Here is a 16,094-nt window from a genome sequence, read left to right on the forward strand (position 1 = left end):
GAGCGAAGCGAGCGTGCCGCGGATGCGTCCAATGCGGGCGCGAGAGTTCGAGGGCGAGCGAAGCGAGCTATTAAGAGGGGTACTGCCCGCGCTTGACCTGCGCCTTGGGCAGGCGCATGAAGCGCATCTGCACCGAGCGCATCGCCGAGTACCAGCCGAGGCCCTTCTCGAGCTTGTCCTTGCCGAACTTCGCCGCGGCCTTCCGCTTCACGGTCGTCGACAGGATGATCATGTCGCCGACGACGAAGAGGATGAACGCCCACAGCGCCACGAACGACCAGAACTGGAAGAACTCGAGCGGGATGAACGTGGTGACGATCACGACGACCATCGCGGGCATCAGGAACTCGCCCAGGTGCCATCCGGCATCGGTGTAGTCGCGGGCGAAGCGCTTCTGGGGGCCCTTGTCGCGCAGCGGCAGGAACTTCTCCTCGCCGTTCGCCATGCCGATGCGGGCGCGGTCCTGGCGCTCGCGCAGTTCGGCGCGGGCGCGGGCCTTCGCCTCCTTGGTGTTCGCCACGAGCGGGCGCTTGCGGGCGGCCTCGCGCTCGGCGCGCGTCGGCGTCGGGCGGCCCTTGCCGGTGGCGAGCTCGCCGATGACCTCGCCATTGAGGACCGTTCCCTTGGTCGTGCCGTCGTTCACGGCCGGGGTCTTGCTCACGGGTATGCACCTCGGATCTGTCCCGGCGCCGCTCCGGCCCGGGAATCGCAGTAGTGGATCTGCCTAAGATTACCCGCATGAGTTCGGAGCCTTCTGTGGATGACCGCCTGCTGGACGCCGCGGAAGGAGGGATCCCCTCGGCACTGGCCGATCTTGGACGTCTCGTGCGCATTCCGGGCATCGCGTGGCCCGCGTTCGATCAGGAGCAGCTGCAGCTGAGCGCTCGGGAGATCGCCCGCCTCGCCGAGGAGACAGGCGTCTTCGATGAGGTGCGGATCCTCACCGCCGCCATCCCGGGCACCGACGAGCACGGCCAGCCGGCGATCCTCGCCACCCGCCGGGCCCGCAACGGCCGGCCCACGGTCATGCTGTACGCCCACCACGACGTGCAGCCCCCGGGCGACGACGCCCTCTGGGAGACGCCGCCGTTCGAGCCGACGGTGCGGGACGGACGTCTGTACGGGCGCGGCGCCGCCGACGACAAGGCCGGTGTGATGGCGCACATCGCCTCGCTGCGGGCGCTGCGCGAGGTGGCGGGCGATGATCTCGACCTCGGCATCGTGCTGTTCATCGAGGGCGAGGAGGAGTTCGGGTCGCGGTCGTTCGGCCAGTTCCTCGCCGACAACGCCGACGCGATGCGCAGCGACGTCATCGTCGTCGCTGACTCGGGCAACTGGGACTCGGAGACCCCCGCAGTCACCGTCTCGCTGCGCGGCAACGCGACGTTCCACCTGACCGTGCGCACCCTCGAGCACGCCTCGCACTCGGGCATGTACGGGGGAGCGGTGCCGGATGCGATGCTCGCCACGATCAAGCTGCTCTCGACCCTGTGGGACGAGAACGGCGCCGTCGCGGTCGAGGGCCTGGCGGCCCGCGACGCCGAGACGCCCGAATACACCGAGGCGACCCTGCGCGACGAGGCCGGCCTGCCCGACGGCGTCTCGCCGATCGGGGAGGGGACCATCCTGTCCCGCATCTGGAACAAGCCGTCGATCACGGTGACGGGGATCGACTTCACGAGCGTCGCCGCCGCCTCCAACACGCTCTCTCCCGAGGTGACGGTCGTCGTGAGCGCCCGTGTCGCGCCGGGGCAGGACGCCAAGGAGGCGTTCGCGGCCATCGAGGCGCACCTGCGTGCGAACGCCCCCTTCGGTGCACAGCTGACGTTCGCGAATGTGGACCTGGGGAACGGATTCCTCGTCGACACCAGCGGATGGGCCGTCGCCGAGGCGCGCGACGCGATGCGCGACGGCTACGGCAAGGATCCCGTCGATCTGGGCGTCGGCGGATCCATCCCGTTCATCGCGGATCTCGTCCGGCAGTTCCCCGGTGCGCAGATCCTCGTCACCGGCGTGGAGGACCCGCACTCGCGCGCCCACAGCCCCAACGAGTCGCTGCATCTGGAGACCTTCCGCAACGCGGTGCGCGCCGAGACGCTGCTGCTGGGGCGGATCAACGCGCGGACTGTCTGATCGTCGGGGCCCGTCTCATCCTGGCGCGGTAGAATCGTGCCATCCCGCCGTCCCGGTCGATCCCGATCGGGCGGGCCGCACCCCGTTAGGAGCGTCATGACCGACACGACCCTCGCCGACACCCCCGGAATCGACACGGGCGTCGCCGAAACGCGCGCTCACGGCGTGAGCCTCACGGACGCCGCCGCGACCAAGGTGAAGAACCTCCTCGAGCAGGAGGGCCGCGACGACCTGCGTCTGCGTGTCGCCGTCCAGCCGGGCGGCTGCTCGGGCCTCATCTACCAGCTCTACTTCGACGAGCGCTACCTCGAGGGCGACGAGACCGTCGACTTCGACGGCGTCGAGGTCATCGTCGACAACATGTCGGTGCCGTACCTCGACGGCGCGAAGATCGACTTCAAGGACACGATCTCGGAGCAGGGTTTCACCATCGACAACCCCAACGCCTCCGGCAGCTGCGCCTGCGGCGACAGCTTCCACTGAGCCGCTCCGCGAAAGAGCCCCAGCCCTCGTGGTATGGGGCTTTTTCGCGTGTCAGGACGCCGCCGCGAGACACGCCCCGAGCTGGGCGGTTGTCCCGAAGCGGGTGAGAGGTTGCCCTAGACTGGACGTTGCCTCATCCACGTTCGAAAGGTGAATTCGTGCCGTCGAAACGCCGTCTCCGCTGGGCCGCGATCCCGGTCGCAACCGCCGCAGCCGTGGCCCTAGCAGGATGCACTCCGACCGAGCTGCACGGATACCTTCCCGGGTTCGAGCTCGACGGCCAGGCCGCCGAGCCGACCACCAACCAGGTCGAGCGCGTCGCATCGCTCTGGACCAGTTCGTGGATCGTTCTGCTCGCCGTCGGCATCATCACCTGGGGCCTCATGCTCTGGGCGATGGTCGTGTACCGCCGCCGCAAGGGTCAGACCGGTCTGCCGGTCCAGCTGCGCTACAACATGCCGATCGAGATCTTCTTCACGACGGTGCCGCTGATCCTGGTCCTCGGTCTGTTCGCCTTCACGGCGCGCGACCAGTCGGCCATCGAGACGCAGTGGGACGACCCGGACGTCGAGATCACCGCCATCGGCAAGCAGTGGGCCTGGGACTTCCAGTACAACGGCGAGGCCGAGGACAACTCGGACGCCGTGTGGACCATGGGCATCCAGGCGCAGCCCGACGCCGACGGCAACATCGACCAGTCGCAGCTGCCGACGCTGGTGCTGCCGGTCGACAAGCAGGTGACGATCCACCTTCAGTCGCGCGACGTCATCCACTCGTTCTGGATCATCGACTTCCTCTACAAGAAGGACATGTACCAGGGGCGCGACAACACCTGGTCGTTCACCCCGACCCGTGAGGGAACGTACGCCGGCAAGTGCGCCGAGCTCTGCGGCGAGTACCACTCGATGATGCTGTTCAACGTCGAGGTCGTCAGCGAGGCCGAGTACGAGGACTACCTCGCCGAGCTCGAGGCCGCCGGCCAGACCGGCGACATCGACAACGCCTACGACCGCCTGGCAAACGCGCCCGGCACGACCGGTGCCGCCCCCGACACCACCGATTCCGAGGGAGAGGGCCACTGATGGCGACCACACTCCAGGAGCACAGCACCACGCTCCCGCCGCGTCAGGCAGCCCTGCTCAGCCGTTCACGGACTGAGCAGAAGGGCAACATCGTGGTCAAGTGGATCACCTCCACCGACCACAAGACCATCGGCTACATGTACCTGATCGCGTCGGTGCTGTTCTTCGCGATCGGCGGCGTGATGGCGCTGATCATCCGCGCGGAGCTCTTCGCCCCCGGCATGCAGGTGCTGCCGACGAAGGAGCAGTACAACCAGCTGTTCACGATGCACGGCACGATCATGCTGCTGATGTTCGCGACGCCGCTGTTCGCGGGCTTCGCGAACGCGATCCTGCCGCTTCAGATCGGTGCGCCGGATGTGGCGTTCCCGCGTCTGAACGCGTTCGCGTTCTGGCTGTTCCTGTTCGGCTCGACGATCGCGGTCGCCGGCTTCCTGACCCCGTCGGGTGCCGCGTCGTTCGGCTGGTTCGCCTACCAGCCGCTCGCGAATGCGACGTTCTCGCCGGGCGTCGGCGGAAACCTCTGGATGCTCGGCCTCGGCCTCTCCGGTTTCGGTACGATCCTCGGTGCGGTGAACTTCATCACCACGATCATCACGATGCGCGCGCCCGGCCTCACCATGTGGCGCATGCCGATCTTCACCTGGAACACGCTCATCACGAGCCTGCTGATCCTGGTGGCGTTCCCGGTGCTCGCCGCGGCGATCTTCGCCGCGGGTGCGGACCGTGTGCTCGGCGCGCACATCTACGACCCGCAGAACGGTGGCGTCCTGCTCTGGCAGCACCTGTTCTGGTTCTTCGGTCACCCCGAGGTGTACATCATCGCGCTGCCGTTCTTCGGCATCGTCTCGGAGATCTTCCCGGTCTTCAGCCGCAAGCCGATCTTCGGCTACAAGACGCTCGTGTACGCGACCATCGCGATCGCCGCCCTGTCGGTGGCCGTGTGGGCGCACCACATGTACGTCACCGGCGCGGTGCTGCTGCCGTTCTTCGCGCTGATGACGATGCTCATCGCGGTCCCGACGGGTGTGAAGATCTTCAACTGGATCGGCACCATGTGGCGCGGATCGATCACGTACGAGACGCCGATGGTCTTCGCCCTCGGCTTCCTGGTCTCGTTCGTGTTCGGCGGTCTGACGGGCGTCATCCTGTCGGCGCCTCCGCTCGACTTCCACCTGTCCGACTCGTACTTCGTGGTGGCGCACTTCCACTACGTCGTGTTCGGCACGGTCGTGTTCGCCATGTTCGCCGGCTTCTACTTCTGGTGGCCGAAGTGGACGGGCCGCATGCTGAACGAGCGTCTGGGGTACGTGCACTTCTGGATGCTGTTCATCGGCTTCCACATGACCTTCCTCATCCAGCACTGGCTGGGCGTCGACGGCATGGTGCGCCGCTACGCGGACTACTCGTACGCCGACGGATGGACCTGGCAGAACCAGCTCTCCACGGTGGGCGCGATGATCCTCGGCGCCTCGCTGCTGCCGTTCTTCCTGAACGTGTGGATCACGGCGCGCACCGCCCCGAAGATCACCGTCAACGACCCGTGGGGTTACGGCGGCTCGCTCGAGTGGGCGACGTCGTGCCCGCCGCCGCGGCACAACTTCACGTCGATCCCGCGCATCCGCAGCGAGCGTCCCGCGTTCGACCTCAACCACCCCGAGGCCGGCATCCCCGTCGGCATCGGACCGGCGAAGGACGCGCCTGACGCCCCCGTGATCGATGCTGCGGACGGAGAGGTCAAGTAATGCGCTCCAACATCGGAATCTGGTGGCTGCTCGCGGGCTTCTTCGCCCTGATGGCGGTCACGTACACGGTCTGGAACCTGCTCGCCACGGGCGAGGTCGAGTGGGCCGGTTCCACGGCCTTCGGCTTCGGCATCTTCATGTCGGCGATGATCGCGTTCTACATCCAGGTCATCCACAAGGGTCAGCACGGCGTCGACCTGCCGGAGGACCGTGACGACGCGGACATCGACGACGGCGACACCGAGCTCGGCGAGTTCAGCCCCTGGTCGTGGTGGCCGCTCGTGCTCGCCGGCTCGGCCGCGATCATGATCGTCGGTCTCGCCGTCGGCCACTTCCTCATCCCGATCGCGCTCGGTCTCTTCGTCATCGCGATCGTCGGCTGGGTCTACGAGTACTACCGCGGGTACTTCGCGCGCTGACGCACCTCTCGAACGGCCCCGGAGCTTCGGCTCCGGGGCCGTTTTGCGTGTGCGCAGTTCTGGCCCGACGGCCTCGTACAGGCTCGGTGGTGCAGGAGTGGCTCAGCGGGGCGGATGAGCCTGCACGCGGTCGCGGTGGCCTGTGCACGGGCGGTGCGGCCGCGGCGCGTGTGCCTGCGGCCGCCCTGTGCAGGCTGGATGGTGCGGGAGTGCACTGCGGGGGCGGATGTGCCTGTCTCGCGCCCATCCAGCCTGTTTGGGAGGAGGCGGGTTGACCCCCGTGGTGCCAAGTCACCGTTGGCTCGTCCCCAGGCGTCGGTTTCCACCCGCGCCGTCCCCAGTTGCCGGTTCGCTGCGGCGGCAGCTCTTCGGTCGGCGACGCTGAGGTCGTGATCACGCCTCTGACGCTTGACCAGCAGAACAGCCTGTGGATGTGGACGACCGCGCAGCTGCGGGCGTCTGGCATGTCTAAGCACTCCATCGCCGCCGCTGTCAGCACCGGGTCCCTTATCCGCGCTCGGCGGGGGAGATACGTGCGACGGGATGCGGATAACGATGCGTGCGTCGCCGCCGCGATCTCGGCACGTCTGACCTGCGTGACGCTGCTGTCGAAGTACGGGGTCTTCGTACGAGAGCAGCCAGAGGGCGTGCACGCTCACGTGCCCCGGTCAGCGTCGCGGACGGCTGTGCCGGGGGACGGCGTTCTCCACTGGCGGCCCCTCTCGACCGAAGCGCCCGCAGAGCTCTGTGCCGTGAGCGTGCTCGACGCTCTCATCCACGCGAGCGAGTGCGTCGACGACGTCGACTTCGTCGCCGCGGTCGACTCGGCACTGCACCTGCAGCTGCTGACGAGACGTGATCTGGATCGGCTGTTCAGCGCCGTGCGTCCGGCAAAACGGCTTCTGCGTCGGCTTGTGAATGGCAGGGCCGAGTCGGGCACCGAGACGATCGTGCGGCTGCTGGCCATCCGGCTCGGCTTCCGCGTCGAGGTGCAGAAGTACATCGATGGCGTCGGACGCGTGGACCTGCTCCTGGACGGCTGGTTGGTCGTCGAGTGCGATAGCAAGGCGCACCACTCGAGTTCGGATGAGCAGCGCGAGGACCGGCGCCGCGACCAGGAGCTCGCGAAGCGCGGGTATGCCAGTTACCGGGCCCTGGCGGAGGACATCCTGTTCCATCTCGACCGCGTCGAGGCCGCGCTCCGGGGCTACCTGCTCGTCGGCCGCAAGCAGCTCGCGGGTGCCTGAAGCGGGCGAGCCTCGCGGTTGGTACGGCCACGGTCGGCCGCGTACAGGCTGTCCGGCCGTGGCGCAGGCTCAGCTGGCTCGGGGGTCGCTGGCGTCACATCTGGCCTGTAGGCGGCCGACCCGCCATCGCCCTGCGGCCCAGCGTTCTGCCCGCGCGCAGGCTGACCGGCCGTGCTGCAGGCTCGCCGGACGCAGGAGGTGACTCTGGTCACATCCGGCCTGTAGGCGGCCGATCCGGCTCTGATTCAGCGGCCTCCGGACGACTGCTCCCGGAAACGACGAAGCCCCCGGTTCGCGAGGAACCGGGGGCTTCGGGGACGGGCTCAGTGCGAGTCGTGACCCGACTCGAGCTCACGCGGGCTCGGGCCGTACTCGTGCAGCGCGTGCTTCTGGTGCTCGACGGCGGCGTCCAGCTCGCTCTGCGTGAGCGGGGCGAGACGGTCCTCGAAGAACCAGCGCGACATGCTGGCACGCAGCTTCTCGCTGAAGGGGATCCGGCCCTGGTCGTTCGGCCGCAGGACGAGGGGAGCGTAGGTCTCGATGTCGACCAGCTTCCAGCGCTCGTACTCGCTGACCGGGCGGTGCACCTCGCGGTACTCGCCGCCGGGCATCCGCACGATGCGACCCGACTCGTAGCCGTGGAGCGCGATCTCGCGGTCCTTCTTCTGGAGCGCGAGGCACACGCGCTTGGTGAAGAAGTACACGATGATCGGCAGGAGGATCAGCGAGATCTGCAGGAAGCGGATCACGCCCTCCATCGTGAGCATGAAGTGCGTCGCGATGATGTCCGACGAGGCGGCTGCCCACAGCACCGCGTAGAAGACCACGCCGGCGGCGCCGATCGCGGTGCGCGTCGCGGCGTTGCGCGGGCGCTGCGCGATGTGGTGCTCGCGCTTGTCGCCGGTGATCCACGCCTCGAGGAAGGGGTAGATCGCGACGAGCACGATGAACAGGCCGAGCACGATGACCGGGGCGATGATGCCGAACGAGAACGTGAAGTTGCCGACGACGATGTCCCAGTTGGACGGAGCAAGACGCAGGGCACCGTCGGCGAAGCCGATGTACCAGTCTGGCTGCGTACCTGCCGACACGGGCGACGGGTCGTACGGGCCGTAGTTCCAGATCGGGTTGATCTGGACCACAGACGCGATCAGCACGATGACGCCGAAGACGATGAAGAAGAACCCACCCATCTTCGCCATGTACACGGGCATCATCGGGAAGCCGACGACGTTGCCGTTCGTACGGCCGGGGGCGGCGAACTGCGTGTGCTTGTTCACGATCATGAGCAGCAGGTGCACCGCGACGAGCGCGATGACGAGCAGCGGCAGGATCAGGATGTGCAGCGTGTACAGACGGCCGACGATCTGGCTGCCGGGGAACTCGCCGCCGAAGAGGAGGAACGAGGTCCACGTGCCGATCAGGGGGAGGCCCTTGATCATGCCGTCGATGATGCGGAGGCCGTTGCCCGAGAGCAGGTCGTCGGGCAGCGAGTAGCCGGTGAAGCCCTCGGCCATGACGAGGATGAACAGGACGAAGCCGATCACCCAGTTCAGCTCGCGCGGCTTGCGGAACGCGCCGGTGAAGAACACGCGGAGCATGTGCACGCCGATTCCGGCCACGAAGACCAGGGCGGCCCAGTGGTGGATCTGGCGGACGAGCAGGCCGCCGCGGATGTCGAACGAGATCCGCAGGCTGGATTCGAGCGCCGACGACATCGCGATGCCGCGCATGGGCTCGTACGCGCCGTTGTAGTGGGTCTCGACCATCGACGCCTGGAAGAAGAACGTCAGGAACGTGCCCGAGATCAGCACGACGACGAACGACCAGAGGGCGATCTCGCCGAGCATAAACGACCAGTGGTCGGGGAAGACCTTGCGGCCGAGGGCCTTGACGAAGCCCGACATGCTCGTGCGCTCGTCGATGTAGTTCGCGGCGGCGCCGACGAACTTCCCGCCGAGGGGAGCGTCGGGGGTGCGGGTGTCGGGCTTCTCAGCGACGGTGGTGGTGCTCATCAATGACGCTCCCAGAAGCTCGGGCCGACGGGTTCGTGGAAGTCGCTCTGCGCGATGAGGTATCCCTCGTCATCGACGGCGATGGGCAGCTGCGGCAGCGGGCGCGCGGCCGGTCCGAAGATGACCTTCGCGTGCTCGGTGACGTCGAACTGCGACTGGTGGCAGGGGCACAGCAGGTGGTGCGTCTGCTGCTCGTACAGGGCGACGGGGCAGCCGACGTGCGTGCAGACCTTGGAGTACGCGACGATGCCGTCGTACGACCAGGACTTCTTCGACTCCTCCTCCTTGAGCTGCTCGGGGAGCAGTCGCATGAGAAGGACGATTGCCTTCGCCTTCTCCTCGAGGTAGCCGTCGCCGTGGCCGAGGTCGGCGAGCGACTCGGGGATGACGTGGAAGGCCGATCCGAGGGTCACGTCCGACGCCTTGATGGGCAGACCGCTGGGGTCGAGGGCGAGACGCTCGCCCTCCTTCCACATCGTGCGGTTCATCAGCGCGACCGGGTCGCCGGCGATCGGGTCCTCGGGCGTCGAGTGCGGGGCCAGGCCGCGGAACAGCGTGATGCCGGGCAGGATCGACGCCGCGACGGCCGCGAACAGCGAGTTGCGGATCATCTTGCGACGACCGAAGCCCGACTCCTCGTTGGCGATCGTGAACGCCTCGACCGTCGCCGCGCGGGTCTCCTCGGAGCCGCGCGTGGAGTGACGTTCCTCGACGTACTCCTTGTCGCTCATCAGCGCCTTGGACCAGTGGATGCCGCCGACGCCGATGGCGAGCAGCGCGAACGCGATGCCCAGACCGATCCAGAGATTGTTGTTGCGGATCGAGAGCAGCGAGCCGTCCTCGATCGGGAACAGCATGTAGGCGGCAACCGCCCAGATGCTCGCCGCGACCGACACGTAGAACAGCGTGTAGACCGTGCGGTTCGCCGCACGCTCCGCCTTCGGGTCCTTGTCGGTCATACGCGCCCGGTGCGGGGGCAGGCCCGGGTTCTGCACGGGGTCGGCAGTGGAGACGGCCAGGCCGGGGGAGGGCCTGTAGGCCTCCACCGTGTGCGCGTCGTTCTCGTGAGCCATGGTGTTCCTCGTCACGTCTTCTTCGTTCGTCATGCTCCGTGCGCCGGCCTCAGTTGGACTTCGCGGTGATCCACACCGTGATCGCGATGAGCGCGCCGATGCCGAAGATCCACACGAACAGACCCTCCGACACGGGGCCGAGCGAGCCGATCGTGAAGCCACCGGGGGCCGGAGCCTCCTGCTGATAGAGCAGGGCCGAGATGATGTCGCGCTTGTCCTCGGGCGTCAGGTTCATGTCGTTGAACACGGGCATGTTCTGGGGACCGGTGACCATGGCGGCGTACATGTGGAGGGCGCTGGTGTCCATGATGTCCGGGGCGTACTTGCCCTCGGTCAGCGCACCACCCGCGGCGGCGACGTTGTGGCACATGGCGCAGTTGATGCGGAACAGCTCGGCACCGCGGGACACATCTCCCTCGCCGTCGAGCAGGTGCTCGTCGGGGAAGTCGGGACCGGGCGCGACCGACTGCACGTACTCGGCCATCGCGACGATCTGGTCCTCGGTGAACTGCACGGGCTTCTGCGGGGCCTGGACATCCTGGCGCTGCATCGGCATCCGACCGGTGGAGACCTGGAACTCGACCGCGAGCGCGCCGACGCCGTACAGCGAGGGGCCGTTGTCGGTTCCCTCGAGGTCGAGGCCGTGGCAGGTGGCGCAGTTCGCCTGGAACAGCTTCTTGCCGTCGTCGGCCGTCAGGGCGGTGTGGGCGCTCGTCTCGGACGTCGCAGCGACCGCGGCGCTCGCGCCGGCGTAGACGCCGCCGCTGATGAGCAGGCCGATGCCGATGAGGGCAGCGGCGGCCAGGGGCGAGCGGCGACCGTTCGAGCGGCGCTTCTTCTTCTCTCGTGCCATAAGGGTGATGTAGCTCCGCTCTTACTTGAGGAAGTAGATGACAACGAACAGCGCGATCCAGACGACATCGACGAAGTGCCAGTAGTACGACACGACGATGGCGGTGACGGCCTCCTTGTGGCGGGCGCGCTTGACCGCGTAGAAGCGGCCGATGGTCAGCAGGAACGCGACGAGGCCGCCGGTCACGTGCAGGGCGTGGAAGCCCGTCGTGAGGTAGAACGCCGACGCGTAGGAGTCGGCGCTGATCGGCATCCCCTCGCTGACCAGGGTCGCGTACTCCCAGACCTGGCCGGACACGAAGAACGCGCCGAGGGCGAAGGACACCCAGAACCACGGCACGACGCCCCAGCCGACGAGCTTCTGCATGAGGGCGCTCTTGAACTTCAGGCCCTCGGCCGCGAACACGCCCATCTGGCAGGTGACACTCGAGATCACCAGGATGATCGTGTTCACCAGCGCGAACGGGACGTTCAGGAGCTCGGTGCGGGAAGCCCACAGCTCCGGCGAGGTGCTGCGGAGCGTGAAGTAGATGGCGAAGAGGCCCGCGAAGAACATGACCTCACTGCCGAGCCAGACGATCGTGCCGACGGCGACAGGGTCGGGTCGCTTGACTGTTCTCGGTGCCGGGGCAAACGTTGCTGGTGCAGTCACTCGTCCATTATTGCCGATCCCGAAGGGGGTTTTCGGCAACTTCGACATCGCGCCGAAGTAAGTGCCGCCTAAGTGCTCCCTGTGGCACCCGCGTGAGAACCCCGTGAATCCGCCTGAGTAGGATCGCTCGTATGGCGGAACCGACCTGGCCGGATGTGCTCACGACCGTGCTCTCGCGCACGAACCTCAGCGTGTCGGAGGCCACGTGGGCGATGCGCCAGGTCATGGAGGGCCGCGCGACGCCCGCTCAACTGGGCGGATTCCTGCTCGCGCTGCGCGCCAAAGGCGAGTCGGTCGAGGAGATCATCGGGTTCCGCGACGCGATCCTGGAAGCGGCAGTGCCGCTGGATGTCGACCCCAACGTGCTCGACATCGTGGGCACGGGCGGCGACCGCGTCGGGACCGTGAACATCTCGTCGACGGCATCGATCGTGATCGCCGCGACCGGGATCCCCGTGGTCAAGCACGGGAACAAGGCGGCGAGCTCGCAGTCGGGATCGTCGGATGTCCTGAGCGCGCTCGGCATCGACCTCCGCCTGCCGCCCGAGGCCGTCGCCGGCGTTCTCGATCGCGCCGGGATCACGTTCGCGTGGGCCGCGGCGTTCCACCCGGGGTTCCGTCACGCCGGTCCCACGCGCGCGGAGCTCGGCGTGCCCACGGTGTTCAACTTCCTCGGTCCGCTTGTGAACCCCGCGCGTGCGGAGGCGAATGCGGTCGGCGTCGCGAACCCGGATGTGGTTCCGCTCATCACGGGCGTGTTCCGCACCCGCGGCGCGACGGCGCTGGTCTTCCGAGGCGAGGATGGCCTCGACGAGCTGACCACCACCGGCTACAGCCGGATCTGGGAGATCTCTCGCGGCGACGTCCACGAGTTCGACATCCATCCGCGTGACCTGGGCCTGCCGACCGCGCAGCTCGAGGATCTGCTGGGCGGATCGCCCGAACACAACGCGGGAGTCCTGCGCCGCACCCTGGAGGGGGAGCAGGGCCCGGTGCGCGACATCGTGCTGCTCAACGCGGCCGCGGGAATCGTCGCGTTCAGGCTGTCGCAGGACCCGACGCAGATGCAGCGCGGAATGGTCGAGCGGCTCGTCGAGGCGCTGGGCGAGGCGGCGGCCGCGGTCGACGACGGCCGCGCCACGGAGAAGCTCGACACGTGGATCGCGGCGTCGCAGGAGCTGAGCACGCAGCAGCCCTCGGCCTGAGCGGAGGAAGGCGGTTCGCGCATGGATCCGATCGAGGCGCTGAACGAGATCGCATTCCTGCTCGAGCGGGAGCGTGCATCGAAGTTCAAGGCCAAGGCCTTCCGCACGGCGGCGGCGACGGTCGCCGGTCTCGACGAGGCGACGCGGAAGGATCCGGATCGCCTGCGCCGTGCGAAGGGGATCGGCGCATCGACGTTCGCCGTGATCGAGCAGGCCCTCGCCGGCGACGTGCCCGACTACCTCAGCGATCTGCGCGAGCGCCTCGGCGATGTGCGCCGGTCCGAGCTGCGGGGTCAGCTGCGCGGCGACCTTCACTCCCACAGCGAGTGGTCCGACGGGACCACGCCCATCGACCAGATGGTGGCCGCCGCTCGCGGGCTCGGGCACGAGTACCTCGCGCTGACGGATCACTCGCCCCGGCTGAAGGTCGCTCGCGGGCTCTCGCCCGAGCGCCTGCGCGCCCAGCTCGAGGTGGTGGCCGGATTCCGGGACGAGCGGTTCACGCTGCTCAGCGGCATCGAGGTCGACATCCTGAGCGACGGCGGACTCGACCAGGAGCCCGAGCTGCTTGACGAGCTCGACATCGTGGTCGCCTCGGCGCATTCCGAGCTGCGGATGGAGGCGGCCTCGATGACGCGGCGCCTCGTCGCTGCCGTATCGAACCCGCGCGTGACCGTCCTCGGGCACATCACGGGCCGGCTGGTGACCGGGTCGCGCGGCACGCGCCCGCCGTCCGAGTTCGATGCGCGGGCGGTGTTCGAGGCGTGCGCGGAGCACGGCGTCGCCGTCGAGATCAACTCGCGTCCGGAGCGCGAGGATCCGCCGGACGAGCTGATCCTGCTGGCGATGGAGATCGGATGTCTGTTCTCCATCGACAGCGACGCCCACGCGCCGGGGCAGCTGTCGCTCTTGGATCACGGAGCCGAGCGCGCCGAGCGGCTCGGCGTGCCGGCGGAGCGCATCATCACCACCTGGCCGCTCGGGAGGCTTCAGGCCTGGGCATGGGGCGCGTGACGTCCGCGCGGAGGGTCTTCCCGTGGTTGGTGATCGCCGGGGTGCTGGTCGCCGCGCTGAGCCTGCGCGGGCCCATCCTGGCGGTCACGCCCGTGCTGCGCGACATCGCGGGCGATTACAGCTTGGACGGCGCGACGGCGTCGCTGCTGACGACCTTCCCCGTGCTCATGTTCGCGGCGCTGACGCCGGTGGCGGTGCTGGTCATCCGTCGTGCCGGGGCCGAGATCGCGCTGATGGTGTGCCTTGTCGCGGTGGCGGTGGGCACGCTGATCCGCGCGCTGCCGGGCTTCGGTTGGATGCTCGTCGGGATGCTCGTCATCGGCGCTGGCATCACGATCGGCAACGTCGTCATCCCGGTGATCATCGGGCGCGACGTGCCCGCGGCGCAGGTCTCCGGCGTGACAGCCGCGTACGCCGCGGCCCTGAACGTCGGCTCGCTGGTCACTACGCTCGCCACCGCGTCCATCGCCCAGGCCACCGGATGGCGACTCGCGCTGCTGCTGTGGATCGCGCTGACGGTGCTGGGCATTCTGCTGTGGGCGCTTCACCTATGGCGCGACCGGCTGCCGGGCGTGCGCTGGGACGAGAGGATGCTCGGCGAGACGCCGCTGACGACCGCGACGGTGCCGGTCGTCGCCCCTCAGACGCGCGGCGTCCTGCGTCAGCCGGTGGTCTGGCTGCTGCTGGCGGCCTTCGGCTGCCAGTCGGCGGCCTACTACGGCATGTCGACGTGGCTGCCGGCGATGCTCGGCGACCTGATCGGCGCCGATGCGGCGGTGGCGGGCGCCCTCGCCTCGCTGTTCCAGGGCGTCGCCATCCTCGGTCCCTTCGTCGTCCCCGTGCTCGCGCGACGGCTGCCCCTGGCGGTGCCGGCGGCGCTGATCGTGATCTGCTGGCTGGGGTTCGCCGGCGGGATGCTGCTCGCCCCGCACCTGTTCGTGCTGTGGGTCGTGCTCGGGGGCATCGCCCACTCGGGCGGATTCGTCGTGATCTTCACCGTGATGGTCGCCGTCTCGAGGACGAGCGCCGAGACCGCGACGATGTCGGCCGTGGTGCAGGGCGGAGCCTATGTCGTCGGTGCAGCGAGCGCGCCTGTGATCGGCGCGCTGCACGATGCGACGGGGACGTGGGATCTTCCGCAGACCGTCATCGTCGCGCTCACCGTGGGCTTCGGCGCGTGCCTGCTCACCGCCGTGGCGCGCGTGCGTCGCTGAAGCTGCAGGGAGGTCGGGTCGAGGATCAGGCGAGCGCGGCGAGGACGCGGTCCATCGAGGTGCCGAGGCTCCAGCGCCCGGCGAACTCGGTGGCCCGGGCGATGGCGGTCTCGTCCGGACGGGGGAGCGTCGCGTCGAACTCGCCCAGGTCGAGGTCGGAGGCGACGGCGACGACCTTGGGTGCCACGTCGAGATAGTCGGATGCCGCCGCGAACTTGGCGCGCACGGCGGCCGACATCCCCTCGCCCCGCTCCACGGCCGCGCGGATGCCGGCGAGGTCGCCGTGCGCGGCGAGCAGTGTCGCGGCGGTCTTCTCGCCCACGCCCTTGACGCCGGGAAGGCCGTCCGAGGTGTCGCCGCGCAGTGTCGCGAAGTCGGCGTACTGAGCGGCGTGGACGCCGTACTTGGCGAAGACGACCTCGTCGGTGATGGTCTGGAGGTTGCTCATTCCGCGAGCGGTATAGATCACCCGGATGTCGCGGGCGTCGTCGATCAGCTGGAACAGATCGCGGTCACCGGTGACGATGTCGACAGGCTGCGTGGCGCGTGTGGCCAGCGTCCCGATCACGTCGTCGGCCTCGTGCTGGGCGGCGCCCACGGTGGCGATGCCGAGTGTCGCGAGCGCCTCGCGGATGATCGGCACCTGCACCTCGAGGGGATCCGGGACCTCCTCGACATCCGGCCCGCCTGCGACGACCTCGACCACCCGATGCGACTTGTACGAGGGGATGAGGTCGACGCGCCACTGCGGGCGCCAGTCGTCGTCCCAGCAGGCGACGATGTGCGACGGCTCGTAGGTGGTCACGAGCTTCGCGATGATGTCGAGCAGCCCGCGCACCGCGTTCACGGGCGTGCCGTCGGCGGATCGCACGGTGTCGGGGACGCCGTAGAAGGCCCGGAAGTAGAGGCTGGCGGTGTCGAGCAGCATCAGGCGCGAGGTCACGAGGTTCAGTGTCCCAG

15 protein-coding genes are annotated in these 16,094 nt (G+C 68.4%); 9 read left to right on the forward strand and 6 right to left on the reverse strand.

Features of this window, described 5'->3' with window-relative positions:
* Window positions 1–70 precede the first annotated feature (70 nt).
* Window positions 71–661: a DUF3043 domain-containing protein gene (locus tag ABD161_RS09295; protein WP_406918015.1), complete on the reverse strand. Its 591-nt coding sequence runs from the start codon at window positions 659–661 to the stop codon at window positions 71–73.
* A 77-nt stretch (window positions 662–738) separates the two neighbouring features.
* On the opposite strand from ABD161_RS09295, the gene ABD161_RS09300 reads away from it, so the two are divergent.
* The 6 genes from ABD161_RS09300 to ABD161_RS09325 all read left to right on the forward strand — a co-directional run bounded on the left by ABD161_RS09300 (window position 739) and on the right by ABD161_RS09325 (window position 7,109).
* On the forward strand, window positions 739–2,133 hold the full coding sequence (locus ABD161_RS09300) for a dipeptidase (protein ID WP_344001773.1): 1,395 nt from the start codon (window positions 739–741) through the stop codon (window positions 2,131–2,133).
* 96 nt (window positions 2,134–2,229) lie between these two features.
* Window positions 2,230–2,616: an iron-sulfur cluster insertion protein ErpA gene (gene erpA, locus ABD161_RS09305; RefSeq protein WP_135112922.1), complete on the forward strand. Its 387-nt coding sequence runs from the start codon at window positions 2,230–2,232 to the stop codon at window positions 2,614–2,616.
* Window positions 2,617–2,774: 158 nt separating this feature from the next.
* Window positions 2,775–3,698, forward strand: a complete 924-nt coding sequence (gene ctaC, locus ABD161_RS09310; protein WP_344001776.1) for an aa3-type cytochrome oxidase subunit II — start codon at window positions 2,775–2,777, stop codon at window positions 3,696–3,698.
* Window positions 3,698–5,443, forward strand: a complete 1,746-nt coding sequence (ctaD, locus tag ABD161_RS09315) for an aa3-type cytochrome oxidase subunit I (protein ID WP_135112933.1) — start codon at window positions 3,698–3,700, stop codon at window positions 5,441–5,443. The genes ctaC and ctaD overlap by 1 nt, the downstream gene beginning before the upstream one ends.
* Window positions 5,443–5,862: an aa3-type cytochrome oxidase subunit IV gene (gene ctaF, locus ABD161_RS09320; protein WP_344001779.1), complete on the forward strand. Its 420-nt coding sequence runs from the start codon at window positions 5,443–5,445 to the stop codon at window positions 5,860–5,862. Before ctaD ends, ctaF begins: the two co-directional genes overlap by 1 nt.
* 752 nt (window positions 5,863–6,614) lie before the next feature.
* Window positions 6,615–7,109, forward strand: coding sequence for an endonuclease domain-containing protein (locus tag ABD161_RS09325; protein ID WP_344001781.1), 495 nt, complete (start codon window positions 6,615–6,617; stop codon window positions 7,107–7,109).
* Between the two features lie 323 nt (window positions 7,110–7,432).
* Here ABD161_RS09325 and qcrB read toward each other — a convergent pair whose 3' ends face one another.
* Genes qcrB through ctaE form a run of 4 tightly spaced genes read right to left on the reverse strand, consistent with a single transcriptional unit; the run spans window position 7,433 to window position 11,701 of the window.
* Complete coding sequence (qcrB, locus tag ABD161_RS09330; protein ID WP_344001783.1) at window positions 7,433–9,124, reverse strand: cytochrome bc1 complex cytochrome b subunit; 1,692 nt, start codon at window positions 9,122–9,124, stop codon at window positions 7,433–7,435.
* The gene (gene qcrA, locus ABD161_RS09335) at window positions 9,124–10,197 is read right to left on the reverse strand and encodes a cytochrome bc1 complex Rieske iron-sulfur subunit (protein WP_344001785.1); all 1,074 of its coding nucleotides are present in this window, start codon (window positions 10,195–10,197) and stop codon (window positions 9,124–9,126) included. Before qcrA ends, qcrB begins: the two co-directional genes overlap by 1 nt.
* 49 nt (window positions 10,198–10,246) lie before the next feature.
* Window positions 10,247–11,050: a cytochrome bc1 complex diheme cytochrome c subunit gene (gene qcrC / locus ABD161_RS09340; protein WP_344001787.1), complete on the reverse strand. Its 804-nt coding sequence runs from the start codon at window positions 11,048–11,050 to the stop codon at window positions 10,247–10,249.
* Between the two features lie 21 nt (window positions 11,051–11,071).
* Window positions 11,072–11,701, reverse strand: a complete 630-nt coding sequence (gene ctaE / locus ABD161_RS09345; protein WP_344001789.1) for an aa3-type cytochrome oxidase subunit III — start codon at window positions 11,699–11,701, stop codon at window positions 11,072–11,074.
* Between the two features lie 131 nt (window positions 11,702–11,832).
* On the opposite strand from ctaE, the gene trpD reads away from it, so the two are divergent.
* The 3 genes from trpD to ABD161_RS09360 are packed head-to-tail and all read left to right on the forward strand — an operon-like array spanning window position 11,833 to window position 15,134.
* Window positions 11,833–12,906: an anthranilate phosphoribosyltransferase gene (trpD, locus tag ABD161_RS09350; RefSeq protein WP_344001791.1), complete on the forward strand. Its 1,074-nt coding sequence runs from the start codon at window positions 11,833–11,835 to the stop codon at window positions 12,904–12,906.
* A 21-nt stretch (window positions 12,907–12,927) separates the two neighbouring features.
* A complete protein-coding gene (locus ABD161_RS09355) occupies window positions 12,928–13,920 on the forward strand; it encodes a PHP domain-containing protein (RefSeq protein ID WP_344001793.1) in 993 nt (330 codons plus the stop codon).
* On the forward strand, window positions 13,917–15,134 hold the full coding sequence (locus tag ABD161_RS09360) for an MFS transporter (RefSeq protein WP_344001795.1): 1,218 nt from the start codon (window positions 13,917–13,919) through the stop codon (window positions 15,132–15,134). Before ABD161_RS09355 ends, ABD161_RS09360 begins: the two co-directional genes overlap by 4 nt.
* Window positions 15,135–15,159: 25 nt before the next feature.
* Here the strand turns inward: ABD161_RS09360 and ABD161_RS09365 are convergent, their stop codons facing one another.
* Window positions 15,160–16,077: a 5'-3' exonuclease gene (locus ABD161_RS09365; RefSeq protein ID WP_344001797.1), complete on the reverse strand. Its 918-nt coding sequence runs from the start codon at window positions 16,075–16,077 to the stop codon at window positions 15,160–15,162.
* Between the last annotated feature and the right edge of the window lie 17 nt (window positions 16,078–16,094).

This window comes from Microbacterium paludicola, assembly GCF_039529675.1.
Classification (GTDB): Bacteria; Actinomycetota; Actinomycetes; order Actinomycetales; family Microbacteriaceae; genus Microbacterium; species Microbacterium paludicola.